The 13443-nt window shown below is 45.1% G+C and carries 13 protein-coding genes and 4 tRNA genes; 14 read left to right on the top strand and 3 right to left on the bottom strand.

Translation table 11 applies throughout. The features are described 5' to 3' along the window. Positions 1–5 precede the first annotated feature (5 nt). Entirely contained in the window at positions 6–1214 is a 1209-nt protein-coding gene (locus tag AC0DBE_RS13470) for a CynX/NimT family MFS transporter (protein WP_014115852.1), read from the bottom strand. 72 nt (positions 1215–1286) lie between these two features. Continuing rightward, positions 1287–1427 (bottom strand): YycC family protein, encoded by a 141-nt coding sequence (locus tag AC0DBE_RS13465; RefSeq protein WP_003242786.1) that lies wholly within the window; start codon positions 1425–1427, stop codon positions 1287–1289. Positions 1428–1547: 120 nt separating this feature from the next. Between AC0DBE_RS13465 and AC0DBE_RS13460 the strand changes: the two genes are divergently transcribed. Then, positions 1548–1751: a hypothetical protein gene (locus AC0DBE_RS13460; RefSeq protein ID WP_014115851.1), complete on the top strand. Its 204-nt coding sequence runs from the start codon at positions 1548–1550 to the stop codon at positions 1749–1751. Between the two features lie 45 nt (positions 1752–1796). Here AC0DBE_RS13460 and AC0DBE_RS13455 read toward each other — a convergent pair whose 3' ends face one another. Next, the gene (locus AC0DBE_RS13455) at positions 1797–1997 is read right to left on the bottom strand and encodes a DUF2188 domain-containing protein (RefSeq protein WP_041521111.1); all 201 of its coding nucleotides are present in this window, start codon (positions 1995–1997) and stop codon (positions 1797–1799) included. A gap of 169 nt (positions 1998–2166) precedes the next feature. On the opposite strand from AC0DBE_RS13455, the gene dnaB reads away from it, so the two are divergent. From dnaB to htrC, 13 genes are all read left to right on the top strand, one after another. Continuing rightward, on the top strand, positions 2167–3531 hold the full coding sequence (gene dnaB, locus AC0DBE_RS13450; protein ID WP_014115849.1) for a replicative DNA helicase: 1365 nt from the start codon (positions 2167–2169) through the stop codon (positions 3529–3531). A gap of 116 nt (positions 3532–3647) precedes the next feature. Continuing rightward, the gene (locus tag AC0DBE_RS13445; RefSeq protein ID WP_472962476.1) at positions 3648–4064 is read left to right on the top strand and encodes a VOC family protein; all 417 of its coding nucleotides are present in this window, start codon (positions 3648–3650) and stop codon (positions 4062–4064) included. 208 nt (positions 4065–4272) lie between these two features. Then, positions 4273–5565: an adenylosuccinate synthase gene (gene purA / locus AC0DBE_RS13440; RefSeq protein ID WP_024713335.1), complete on the top strand. Its 1293-nt coding sequence runs from the start codon at positions 4273–4275 to the stop codon at positions 5563–5565. Between the two features lie 221 nt (positions 5566–5786). Further along, a tRNA-Lys gene (locus tag AC0DBE_RS13435) sits at positions 5787–5862 on the top strand. A gap of 9 nt (positions 5863–5871) precedes the next feature. Beyond that, a tRNA-Glu gene (locus AC0DBE_RS13430) sits at positions 5872–5943 on the top strand. Between the two features lie 82 nt (positions 5944–6025). Beyond that, positions 6026–6102: transfer RNA gene (locus AC0DBE_RS13425), tRNA-Asp, on the top strand. 35 nt (positions 6103–6137) lie between these two features. Continuing rightward, positions 6138–6210: transfer RNA gene (locus AC0DBE_RS13420), tRNA-Phe, on the top strand. Positions 6211–6593: 383 nt separating this feature from the next. Continuing rightward, a complete protein-coding gene (gene walR / locus AC0DBE_RS13415) occupies positions 6594–7301 on the top strand; it encodes a cell wall metabolism DNA-binding response regulator WalR (RefSeq protein WP_003244363.1) in 708 nt (235 codons plus the stop codon). Between the two features lie 7 nt (positions 7302–7308). After that, positions 7309–9144 (top strand): cell wall metabolism sensor histidine kinase WalK, encoded by a 1836-nt coding sequence (gene walK, locus AC0DBE_RS13410; RefSeq protein ID WP_061187128.1) that lies wholly within the window; start codon positions 7309–7311, stop codon positions 9142–9144. Continuing rightward, positions 9134–10501 carry a WalRK two-component regulatory system regulator WalH gene (walH, locus tag AC0DBE_RS13405; protein WP_014115844.1) on the top strand — a complete coding sequence of 456 codons (1368 nt, stop codon included), beginning with the start codon at positions 9134–9136 and terminating at the stop codon, positions 10499–10501. Before walK ends, walH begins: the two co-directional genes overlap by 11 nt. After that, positions 10488–11330, top strand: coding sequence for a WalRK two-component regulatory system regulator WalI (gene walI / locus AC0DBE_RS13400; RefSeq protein ID WP_014115843.1), 843 nt, complete (start codon positions 10488–10490; stop codon positions 11328–11330). The genes walH and walI overlap by 14 nt, the downstream gene beginning before the upstream one ends. A gap of 21 nt (positions 11331–11351) precedes the next feature. After that, a complete protein-coding gene (locus AC0DBE_RS13395) occupies positions 11352–12146 on the top strand; it encodes an MBL fold metallo-hydrolase (RefSeq protein ID WP_079287674.1) in 795 nt (264 codons plus the stop codon). Between the two features lie 81 nt (positions 12147–12227). Next, positions 12228–13433: a serine protease HtrC gene (htrC, locus tag AC0DBE_RS13390; RefSeq protein WP_014115841.1), complete on the top strand. Its 1206-nt coding sequence runs from the start codon at positions 12228–12230 to the stop codon at positions 13431–13433. Positions 13434–13443 lie beyond the last annotated feature (10 nt).

Genomic DNA, 13443 nt, shown 5'->3' with positions numbered 1-13443 from the left:
GCTTTTTATGCTGAGTTTCTTTGTTTCGCTGACTGAAGAATGTATCGATCTCGTCCGGCTCCCAGTCCGGCTGCTCCCATTACGATCAGGGCAGCAATAAGAAGCACAATCGGTGTTGTCCATGAATGTGTCTGGTCAAAGAGATAGCCGACAAAGATTGGACCGACGGCTGCAAGCAGGTAGCCGAATGACTGAGACATGCCTGACAGCGCAGCTGCCTGCTGTGCATTTTCACTGCGGAGACCGATAAGAGCGAGTGCCAAACTAATGCTGGAGCCTTGTCCGATACCGATAATCACCATCCAGATGGCAAGCATTGTATGGCTGCCGCCCGCTAATAATCCGCATAGGCCGATCAGATAGACTGCGGCCAGCGCCGCAACGATAACGCGCTGCTGTTTCACACGGTCAGCTAAAACCGGTGTCAGAAAAGTGGAAGGCAGACTCGCAAATTGCATGAGTGACACCATCCATCCGGCTGTTGATGTATCAATCCCGTGTGAACGGAGAATTTCAGGAAACCAAGCGATGCTGCTGTAAAATAAAAATGATTGCAGTCCCATAAAGATGGTGACAAACCATGCCATTTTGGAAGCCCAAATGGAACTGTTTTGAAGCTTCACCGCCTTGTTTGCTGTATCCCGGTGGCGCAGCTGAGGTATCCAGATCAGCAATGCAAGTAACGCCAGCCCGCCCCATAAGAGAAAGGCTTGCTTCCAGCCGCCTCCCATTTGTGCGGCCAGGGGTACGCTGACCCCCGATGCCAAAGCAGCGAATATATTCATTGATGTCGTATACAGGCTGATCATGATTCCTGACTTTTCAGGGTATTTGTGTTTGATTAAGCTTGGCAACAGAACGTTTCCGATCGCAATTCCAACTCCGATGAGTGCCGTTCCGAAAAACAAAGCGGCAGTGTAGCCGGCAGAACGAATCAAAACGCCGATAAACAGTATCAGGAGACCAAGCCATAAGGTTCGCTCATTTCCGAGGCGCTGTCCGAGCTTAGGCGCAAGCGGAGAAAGAACTGCAAACGAAAGCAGCGGCAGTGCTGTCAAAAAACCGGCTGCCCCATTGGACATGTGCAGCTCTGCCCGGATAGAGCTGATGACCGGACCGACTGAAGTAATCGCGGGCCGTAAGTTAAACGCGATAAAGATAATGCCGGCGATCAGCCAAAACGATTGGATTTTTTTATTTTGTGGATGTGGCAAAGCAGTTACTCCTTTTTTCTAACATATACATCATATTATCCCGAAACAGGTAAGCAAGTATGTGAATGAAGGCTATGATTTGTCCTCTTTTTGCAATTCAGCCATTTTGGCAAGCAGAATATGCTGAGGCATATGCATGATCTGTTCAAGCGGCAGATTCAAGGACTCTGCAAGCTTTTGGGCAGTTTCAGCAGAAATTTGCAAAGGTCTCACAAAAGATCCCTCCTCTCTTCTGTCCATTGTACAAGAATCAGATGTGAAATGTAAGAAGATGTCACAAAGGAATGGAGCAATCCGTAAATGCCCGTTATAAAAGAGGAAAGGAGGGTTCTTATGCACGCACCGCTGTCATTATTAAAACAAATGCTGACTGAGCATCAGAAAGAAACTGAGAAAGCTGTCACCTTTGAGGAGTATATAGCTGTGAGGCTGAAACTTCAGGAGCTGATGGGGAAATTTGCTTCGTTCGAGGAGTGGGATCTGTATCAAAAAGCGGCGGATCTGATGATGCACACAAGCTTCCAATGGATGAAATAAGCCGATCCGCCAAAAACCCCCCGCTGCAGCGAAGGGTTTCATTCGTTAAAATGAGTATTCTTCTTCCACATTTTTAAACTGGTCATAAATCACAAGCTTTGCTGGACTGTTTTCTTCTGCCACCTGTTTGGCTTTTTCAATTGCGGCGTCTTTAGATGTATACAAAGCTGTCGGCGCCACATTCTCCACCTTAATAAACCAGCCGTCCGCATCAACATTAGGTGTAACTGCATATTTTTTCATCATCATTCATTCCTCCCTCAAGTTTTATTGCATTTTTCCCGCCTAGTTACTGTCCGAAACGATCCAATCGGCTAGCTGAAAAAAACAGGAAATAGACAATTTTTCTATTTTTTTTCTGCAGAAATGGTAGAATGGAGTTTGGAGATTTTTTAATGAGAGGACGGTGCTTAGCATGACAGACGTTCTGAATGATCGGCTTCCTCCGCAAAATATAGAAGCCGAACAAGCCGTGTTAGGCGCTATTTTTTTGCAGCCGTCTGCTTTAACACTGGCTTCAGAAGTATTGATTCCAGATGATTTCTATAGAATGTCCCACCAAAAAATCTATAATGCGATGCTAGTGCTCGGTGACCGAGGTGAACCGGTTGATCTAGTGACGGTAACGTCAGAGCTTGCGAATACAGACCTGCTGGAAGAAGTGGGTGGCATTTCGTATCTGACAGATATCGCAAACTCGGTGCCGACAGCGGCTAACATAGAATATTACGCGAAAATCGTAGAGGAAAAATCAATTCTTCGCCGATTAATCAGAACAGCGACAACCATCGCTCAAGACGGGTATACCCGTGAGGATGAGGTCGAGGATTTACTCAGTGAAGCTGAAAAAACGATTATGGAAGTGGCGCAGCGCAAAAACACGAGTGCCTTCCAAAATATTAAGGACGTCCTTGTCCAAACCTATGACAATATCGAACAGCTTCACAATCGAAAAGGCGATATTACGGGAATTCCGACAGGGTTTACAGAGCTTGATCGGATGACTGCCGGGTTCCAGCGCAACGACTTGATCATTGTGGCTGCCCGTCCGTCAGTGGGGAAAACGGCCTTTGCCCTGAATATCGCACAAAACGTGGCGACCAAGACCGACGAAAGCGTAGCGATTTTCAGTCTTGAGATGGGTGCAGAGCAGCTCGTTATGCGTATGCTCTGTGCCGAAGGAAACATCAATGCCCAAAATCTTCGTACCGGTAACCTGACGGAAGAGGATTGGGGCAAGCTGACGATGGCGATGGGAAGCCTGTCAAACAGCGGGATTTACATCGATGATACACCGGGTATCCGCGTGAGTGAAATCCGAGCCAAGTGCCGCCGCTTGAAGCAGGAAAGCGGTCTCGGCATGATTTTGATCGACTACCTGCAATTGATTCAGGGAAGCGGACGCTCAAAGGATAACCGTCAGCAGGAAGTATCAGAAATTTCCCGTGAACTGAAGGCGATCGCCAGGGAGCTGCAAGTCCCTGTTATCGCGCTTTCTCAGCTTTCCCGGGGTGTTGAGCAGCGTCAGGATAAGCGTCCGATGATGTCTGATATCCGGGAATCAGGAAGTATCGAGCAGGACGCGGATATTGTCGCGTTCCTGTATCGTGATGACTACTATGACAAAGAAACCGAGAATAAAAATATTATCGAAATCATTATTGCCAAACAGCGTAACGGCCCGGTAGGAACAGTGTCTCTTGCGTTCGTAAAAGAATACAATAAATTCGTCAACCTGGAACGGCGTTTTGATGACGCAGGTGTTCCGCCCGGCGCATAAACCCCAAGAGCTGATCTTGGGGTTTTTTCATTCGAAAGATGGAAAAAATACCGTTCGCTCGGCGGAAGTAAATTTGAAAGCGTTTTAATAAAATGGTGCAAAAAGGAGATGGTAACATGGGAAACCCTTTTTCATTATTTAACGCAGCGCAAATCCGGATTGCGCGGCCTACAGGCCAGCTCAATAAGATCATTCGTTTTTACGAAGAGGGACTGGGCTTGAAACGAATTGGAGAATTTTCGCAGCATAACGGGTATGACGGTGTCATGTTCGGTCTCCCTCATGCCGATTATCATTTGGAATTCACCCAGTATGAGGGGGAAAGTACTGCTCCCGTTCCCCATCCCGACAGTCTCCTCGTTTTTTATGTGCCGAATGCAGATGAACTGACAGCGATCACTTCAAAGCTAAAACGCATGGGCTATCAAGAGGTTGAATCTGAGAACACGTACTGGAGCCATGGAGGCGTGACGATAGAGGATCCGGACGGCTGGCGAGTCGTTTTTATGAATACAAAAGGGATATCCGGCTAGCAACTCTTTTTCGTGCTAAAGGACAAAAGTTTCACAAGCTTTTTATAGCGAAGCGATGAGAAAACGCTTATAAAATGAATGGAAGCGAACGAATATAGATTTACATTAATTTAATGTTCGGATTTACAATTGACTTTCTGTTTCTTCACTGATAAACTTGATTTGTTTGAATAGAATCGTTTTGAAAGGTTAACGGAGGTGCACGGACATGTCTTCAGTAGTTGTAGTAGGTACGCAATGGGGCGATGAAGGAAAAGGTAAAATTACAGATTTCCTATCAGAAAATGCAGAAGTGATCGCCCGTTATCAAGGCGGAAATAACGCAGGGCATACAATCAAGTTTGACGGAGTCACATACAAGCTTCACTTGATCCCGTCTGGAATTTTCTATAAGGATAAAACGTGTGTGATCGGAAACGGAATGGTTGTAGATCCAAAAGCATTAGTCACAGAGCTTGCGTATCTTCATGAGCGCAACGTCAGTACAGACAACCTGAGAATCAGCAACAGAGCTCACGTCATTCTGCCGTATCATTTGAAATTGGATGAAGTGGAAGAAGAGCGAAAAGGGGCTAACAAGATCGGCACAACGAAAAAAGGAATCGGCCCTGCTTATATGGATAAAGCAGCCCGCATCGGAATTCGCATTGCGGATCTGTTAGACCGTGACGCGTTTGCAGAAAAGCTTGAGCGCAATCTTGAAGAAAAAAACCGTCTGCTTGAGAAAATGTACGAGACAGAAGGGTTTAAAATTGAGGATATCTTAGACGAATATTATGAGTACGGCCAGCAGATTAAAAAATATGTTTGCGATACATCTGTTGTCTTAAATGATGCTCTTGATGAAGGGCGCCGTGTATTGTTTGAAGGCGCGCAAGGGGTTATGCTTGATATCGATCAAGGAACATACCCGTTTGTTACATCATCTAACCCGGTTGCCGGCGGTGTCACGATCGGTTCCGGTGTCGGCCCGACCAAAATTCAGCACGTTGTCGGTGTATCAAAAGCATATACGACTCGTGTCGGCGACGGTCCTTTCCCGACTGAGCTGAAAGATGAAATCGGCGATCAAATCCGTGAAGTCGGCCGCGAGTATGGAACAACAACAGGCCGTCCGCGCCGTGTCGGCTGGTTTGACAGCGTTGTTGTCCGCCACGCCCGCCGTGTGAGCGGAATTACGGATCTTTCTCTGAACTCAATCGACGTTTTAACAGGAATTGAAACGCTGAAAATCTGTGTGGCGTACCGCTACAAAGGCGAGATCATTGAAGAATTCCCAGCAAGTCTTAAAGCACTTGCGGAATGTGAGCCGGTATATGAAGAAATGCCAGGATGGACTGAGGATATCACAGGCGCGAAAAGCTTGAGCGAGCTTCCGGAAAACGCGCGTCACTATCTTGAGCGCGTGTCTCAGCTGACAGGCATTCCGCTTTCTATTTTCTCTGTCGGTCCAGACCGTTCACAGACAAATGTCCTTCGCAGCGTGTACCGTGCGAACTAAATAGAATTTGCTTATAAGCCCCTAATTCAGGGGCTTATTTTTTGTTTGAAAGCCGCATATAAGTTGGTCTGAGAAAAAAATATGAAAAAAAACCAAAAAAGTTATTGCCACTTCTATTTGTTCGTGATATTATAAATCTCGTTGTTACGGAAACTGCTTAATAGAGTACAAGATAGAACTTGTTCCAAGTCGTTTGCTCTATGGAAATTCCGACATCTTAAGAGCCATTAGCTCAGTTGGTAGAGCATCTGACTTTTAATCAGAGGGTCGAAGGTTCGAGTCCTTCATGGCTCACCATTTCGTGAAGGCCCGTTGGTCAAGCGGTTAAGACACCGCCCTTTCACGGCGGTAACACGGGTTCGAATCCCGTACGGGTCATTGATTTACTTTAGCGTTATTGCTAAATTCCTTATTTGTCTGCGAGGGCTGACACGACAGCTCTCGCGGCAAATTACTGTAAGGTCCGGTAGTTCAGTTGGTTAGAATGCCTGCCTGTCACGCAGGAGGTCGCGGGTTCGAGTCCCGTCCGGACCGCCATTTTACTTTACTTAGTAGAGAAAAATAAAACATTTGGCTCGGTAGCTCAGTTGGTAGAGCAACGGACTGAAAATCCGTGTGTCGGCGGTTCGATTCCGTCCCGAGCCACTTACCAAACGCATCTGCAATCGTAGGTGCGTTTTTTCTTTTAGGAAAAAGGCAAACATGAGGAGTGTTATAATAGAAGAAAAAGGGAGAACCGGCCCTGCGGCCGGTTCAAAGAAGAAGACGTCATTGATAAAGACGCACTCCGGTGAGGAGAGGTTTCAGTAAAGTTAACTATTTTAAAAAAAGTTGACCAGCATGACAAAAGATAAACAATGGGCGGATAAAGGTGAAATATGTGTTTTTTTCCAAACCTTTATTTTTTTTATCTTTTGACCTTAAACCGTTATAATAGACAAGGACCCATTGTTTACATGGGCCATAAATGATGAAACGAATGTTATATAGATGAAATGAAGTTATTCGGCAGGAGGAAAATCAAAATGATGGATAAAAAGATCCTTGTAGTAGATGATGAAAAACCGATTGCAGATATATTGGAATTTAACTTAAGAAAAGAAGGCTATGAAGTGCACTGTGCCCACGACGGAAACGAAGCCGTTGAAATGGTAGAAGAGCTTCAGCCTGATTTAATTCTTTTAGATATCATGCTTCCTAATAAAGACGGTGTTGAAGTGTGCCGTGAAGTCAGAAAGAAATACGATATGCCGATCATTATGCTGACGGCTAAGGATTCAGAAATTGACAAGGTCATCGGGCTTGAAATCGGTGCTGATGACTATGTCACAAAACCTTTCAGCACACGCGAGCTCCTGGCACGTGTAAAAGCGAACCTGCGCCGCCAGCTGACAACAGCGCCGGCGGAGGAAGAGCCGTCCTCTAACGAGATTCATATCGGCTCTCTCGTCATCTTCCCTGACGCGTACGTCGTATCAAAAAGAGATGAAACAATTGAGTTGACTCATCGTGAGTTCGAATTGCTTCATTATTTAGCAAAACATATCGGACAAGTGATGACCCGTGAACATTTGCTTCAAACTGTTTGGGGCTATGATTACTTCGGCGATGTCAGAACGGTTGATGTAACAGTCCGCCGGCTTCGTGAAAAAATCGAGGACAACCCGAGCCATCCAAATTGGATTGTCACACGCCGCGGCGTAGGTTATTACTTGAGAAACCCAGAACAGGACTAATGCCCCTATGAATAAGGTTGGTTTTTTTCGGTCGATCCAATTTAAGATTACCTTGATTTATGTGCTTTTGATTATCATTGCAATGCAAATCATTGGTGTGTATTTTGTCAATCAGGTAGAGAAGTCGCTGATCAGCTCGTATGAACAATCGTTGAATCAGCGAATCGACAACCTTTCTTACTATATCGAACAAGAATATAAAAGTGATAACGACAGCACTGTTATCAAGGATGACGTCAGCCGTATTTTGAATGACTTCACGAAAAGTGATGAGGTTCGGGAAATTAGTTTTGTAGATAAGAGCTATGAGGTGGTCGGTTCTTCAAAGCCGTATGGTGAGGAAGTGGCAGGGAAACAAACGACCGATCTGATCTTTAAAAGAATTTTTTCTACTAAACAATCGTATTTAAGAAAGTATTATGACCCGAAAAGCAAAATCAGAGTTCTCATTTCCGCGAAGCCCGTCATGACTGAAAACCAAGAGGTTGTCGGCGCGATCTATGTTGTCGCGAGTATGGAAGATGTCTTTAACCAAATGAAGACGATCAATACGATACTGGCATCCGGCACAGGTTTGGCACTTGTTTTGACGGCCCTTCTCGGTATTTTTCTGGCAAGAACCATTACCCATCCGCTTTCGGATATGAGAAAGCAGGCGATGGAGCTTGCGAAAGGGAATTTCTCGAGGAAGGTTAAAAAGTACGGGCATGATGAAATTGGGCAGCTCGCCACTACGTTTAATCACTTAACGAGAGAGCTTGAAGATGCCCAGGCGATGACAGAAGGAGAGCGCAGAAAGCTTGCCTCCGTTATTGCCTATATGACAGACGGCGTTATCGCCACAAACCGAAACGGAGCGATTATTCTCTTAAACAGCCCGGCGCTGGAGCTGTTGAACGTTTCACGTGAAACAGCCTTAGAAATGCCGATTACGAGCTTGCTGGGGATTCAAGAGAATTATACATTTGAAGATTTAGTGGAGCAGCAGGATTCTATGCTGCTTGAGATTGAGCGCGATGATCAACTAACGGTGCTTCGCGTGAATTTCTCTGTGATCCAAAGGGAACATGGCAAAATCGATGGTTTAATCGCTGTCATTTACGATGTAACCGAGCAAGAGAAAATGGATCAGGAACGCAGAGAATTCGTTGCGAATGTATCACACGAGCTGCGGACGCCGCTCACGACAATGCGCAGTTATTTAGAGGCGTTAGCTGAAGGTGCGTGGGAAAATAAAGATATTGCCCCGCGTTTCTTAATGGTGACGCAAAATGAAACAGAGCGTATGATCCGGCTTGTCAATGATCTGCTTCAGCTTTCGAAATTTGACAGCAAGGATTATCAATTTAATCGGGAATGGATTCAGATTGTCCGGTTTATGTCGCTTATTATTGACCGTTTTGAAATGACAAAAGAGCAGCATGTGGAATTTATCAGAAATCTGCCGGACAGAAATCTGTACGTCGAGATTGACCAGGATAAAATTACGCAGGTACTCGATAATATTATTTCCAACGCTTTAAAATACTCACCGGAAGGCGGACATGTCACATTCTCAATTGATGTCAATGAAGAGGAAGAACTCCTCTATATCAGCGTCAAGGATGAAGGGATTGGAATTCCGAAAAAGGATGTCGAAAAAGTCTTTGACCGCTTCTACAGGGTTGATAAAGCGAGAACGAGAAAGCTCGGCGGCACCGGTCTGGGATTGGCGATTGCCAGGGAAATGGTTCAGGCGCACGGCGGAGATATTTGGGCGGACAGCATAGAAGGAAAAGGCACGACGATTACATTTACTCTTCCATATAAAGAGGAACAAGAGGATGATTGGGATGAAGCGTGAAAATATAAAAACGATATTACTTACGGTACTCGTCATCATCAGTCTTGTGTTTACGTGGGGGATATGGACGTTCCAGCCAAACTTTTCTGAAGGCTCATCATCAACAGAGTCTACTGTGCGTGAGAAACATAAAATCGAAAAAAACACCCAAAAGTTGTCTGAAACGGTAAGGCCGAGGGACATGTTTATCCATGATGACGGCGCTCATTACAAAGTGGGTGATGAAACCCTCTATGAAGAAGTCTGGTCTGACTTGCCGCATTGGGATGTAAAAGGAATTAAAGATATTTCTGATCAGTATGACAAGGTTGGATTCAAGAGCTGGTTTTATGGAATAGGCGGTTATGAAGCGAAGCTTGATTTGCAATTCAATGACACGATTCCGATTGATATTTTCCAAACGCTGTTTAAATGGTCCAATCAATCGTTTGAATACAGTTCGTTTGATCATATTCTGATTCCGTTCAATGAAACAAAAGCGAACAAGAAAATTTATTTGGTGTCTTACAGCAAACAGCTCATTCTGGAAGTGACCGTTGAATCGGCAAACTACCGGAACATTATGAACGACTTGAAAAACAGGCAATCAAACATGCCGGCGTACAGTTTGTTCTCAATCGGCTCAAAGAAAGAGTTCCTGCTGCCGAACAAACCGCTTACGATGGACAAAAAAGAGTTTGTCACAGAATCGATTAAAACAAACACCTTTAAGCAGGCTTTGTTCAGCGATCCGAGCATTGTAAGGGAAGATTCGAATTACAACAACAGAAATGTGCTGACAGATGGGATCAGCCGTTTAGATGTGAATCTAAGCCAGCGCCAGGTGCAATTCCAGCAGCGCAATTTAGTCCAGAGCACATCTTATCAAACAGGTGAGTTAATCAAAAAGAGCCAAAAATACCTAGAGGATACGGGAAGCTGGACGGATAATTATCAATTTTTCAATATCAATGACAGCCAGCAGCTGAGCTTCTATATCTTTATGGATCAGATGCCGGTCATTAACAGCACCGCCAAACCGTTCGGAGCGACATCGGCGATTACGGTGCAATGGGCGAACGATGATATTCTTAGTTATAAGCGGCCGAATTACAGTCTCGGAACGAATCCGATCAAAACAAGCGAGACAGAGCTGATGAGCGGCAGCGAAGTGAAGATGCTGCTTTCTAAACAAACCAAATATGATATGGACAAAATTGATCAGATCTTCCTTGCTTATCAATTGGTATCAACATCAACCAATGATGACCCTCTAGTTGAGCTTGAACCAGTTTGGGCGATGAAAATAAACGGAAAAATGGTGCCTATTACAAAGGACTTATTGACGAAGGAGGGGGCAAACAGTGGAGTGGAATAAGACAAAATCAATCTTCATCGTTGCCTTCCTCATTTTAGATATATTCTTAGGCTATCAGTTTTTTCAAAAATGGCAGGCTACCAGCAAAGAATATGAAGTCATTAAAAATGATGTCGAGCATGACATGAAAGCCGACCATATCACGTATGAAGGCCTGAATAAGGATGCAATAGAAGGCTACCGGATCACAGCAAATCAAAAGGCCTTTACCAAGGAGGAAATTGAGGCACTCAAGGATCAAAAGCCTTTGATGGACATGCCTAGTGATGATCATAAAGTAACGAGCCTGAAAATGAAGTTTACGAATCCGATCGCCCTATCAAAGAAGAATATCGAGGACGATGCCCAGGCACTTGTTTCTTCGAAAATCCAAGATGGTGAAAAATATAAGCTTTGGAAGGTTGACAAATCGAAGAAAGAAATTATTTTCTTCCAAACGTATGAAGGCGATTATATATACCAGAAGACCGATAATTCTTCTAATATGATCGGACAAGTGGTGCTGCACTTAAACGCTAAAAACGAGGTTGTGTCATACGATCAGACAACGCTCGAGACGTTCAAGCAAATTCAGAAAGAAAGCTTAATTACTGAAATGGATGCGGTTGAGCTATTGTACTATCAAAATCAATTAAAAGAATACAGCACTGTGAAGAGCTGTAAATTCGGCTACGTTGCACAATATCCGCTGACAAGTACGCAGGTGCTGGCGCCGGTATGGAGAATTACGGTCGAGTACGATAAAAAAGTGAACGGCGAGAAAAAGACAGTACAAGAGTATTTTACTGTGAATGCTTTGGAGAGTACGATTTTAGATACAGATCAATGAAAATAATGGAGTGAGACAGACATGAGCTTGCAATTTAGCGTACTTGCGAGCGGGAGTACGGGAAATGCGTTTTATCTTGAAACAGAGGATCACGCATTTTTGGTGGACGCCGGTTTGAGCGGGAAAGCCATGGACGGGCTAATGGCGCAAATCGGGCGTAAGCTGGATGATGTAGACGGCATTTTTGTGACGCATGAGCATAGTGACCATATTAAGGGCCTCGGCGTGGTCGCCAGAAAGTACAAGCTTCCGATCTATGCGAATGAGAAGACATGGAAAGCGATGGAGAATCAGATCGGCAAAATAGACACCGATCAAAAGTTTGTGTTTCCGATGGAGACGGTAAAGTCGTTCGGCGGACTTGATGTCGAATCGTTTGGCGTCTCCCACGACGCGGTGGAACCGATGTTTTATGTATTCCATTATAACGGCCGAAAGCTCGCATTAATGACAGATACGGGATATGTCAGCGACCGGATGAAAGGTATCATCCGCTCAGCGAATGTGTTTGTGTTTGAAAGCAATCACGATGTTGGGATGCTGCAAATGGGAAGATACCCATGGAGCATTAAGCGGCGGATTTTAAGTGACGTCGGGCACGTTTCCAATGAAGATGCTGCCTTGGCGATGACTGATGTCATTGGCGACGAGACGTCTCGTATATACCTGGCGCATTTGAGCCAGGACAACAACATGAAGGAGCTGGCGAGAATGTCTGTGCAGCAGACATTGGCTACTAAAGGATTTGTGACGGGTGAGACATTTGATTTGTATGATACCGATCCGAAGAAGGCCACTCCGCTTTGCGCTGTATAATTTTTCTATGTAAATCATGACTATTATAGGAGCTTCTAACCCACAATATAACCATATTAACGTTCTTGGAAAGGATGGAATATGGTGGATTACGATCGTGAGGAAGAACATACTACTCCTGAACAGCCAAAGAGAAGCAAAAAAGGATATTTTCTTTCTAGTCTGATTGGCGTGATTGTCGGTGCCGTATTAATGGCGTTTCTCATGCCGTACTTTTCAAATGAAGGGTTAGATACGGGTGCCTTAGATCAGCAGCAGAACAACAACAATGGCCGGGAATCAATCAGGACGGTGAATGTCAGTGTCAACAATGCGGTCACCAAGATTGTCAGCAATGTGTCGCCTGCCGTTGTCGGCGTTGTGAACATCCAAAAATCAGACATTTGGGGAGAGAGCGGTGAGGCTGGGAGCGGCTCCGGCGTCATCTATAAGAAAAATGACAACTCTGCTTATGTCGTGACCAACCATCATGTCATCGAGGGCGCTTCCCAAATTGAAATCAGCTTGAAAGACGGCTCGCGTGTAGCGGCTGAACTTGTCGGCAGTGACCAGCTGATGGATCTTGCCGTTTTACGGGTGAAAAGCGATAAAATTAAAGCAGTCGCCGACTTCGGTAATTCAGATAAAGTCCAATCTGGTGAGCCGGTTATCGCAATCGGGAACCCGTTAGGCCTTGAGTTTGCAGGTTCTGTCACACAGGGCGTCATCTCGGGTACGGAGAGGGCAATTCCTGTGGATTCAAACGATGACGGACAGCCTGACTGGAACGCAGAAGTCCTGCAAACAGATGCGGCCATTAACCCTGGGAACAGCGGCGGCGCTTTGTTAAATATGGATGGGAAAGTCATTGGTATCAATTCAATGAAAATTGCCGAATCGGCGGTTGAAGGGATTGGCCTGTCGATTCCGTCTAAGCTTGTGATCCCTGTGATAGAGGATTTAGAGAAATACGGCAAAGTCAAACGTCCGTTCCTTGGCATTGAGATGAAATCGCTAAGCGATATTGCAAGCTATCATTGGGATGAAACATTGAAGCTTCCTAAGGATGTCACCAATGGAGCGGTTGTGATGGGTGTAGATGCCTTCTCACCTGCCGGAAAAGCAGGGCTGAAGGAACTGGATGTCATCACGGAATTTGACGGATACAAAGTAAATGATATTGTTGATCTGCGGAAACGGCTTTATCAGAAAAAAGTCGGTGACCGGGTGAAGGTGAAGTTTTACCGCAGCGGTAAAGAAAAATCCGTTGACATCAAGCTTTCCTCCGCAGATCAATTAGGAAGTTAGTTAAAAACAG

This window comes from Bacillus sp. VA15 (assembly GCF_055721145.1).
This window is presented reverse-complemented; position numbering and strand designations above follow the sequence as displayed.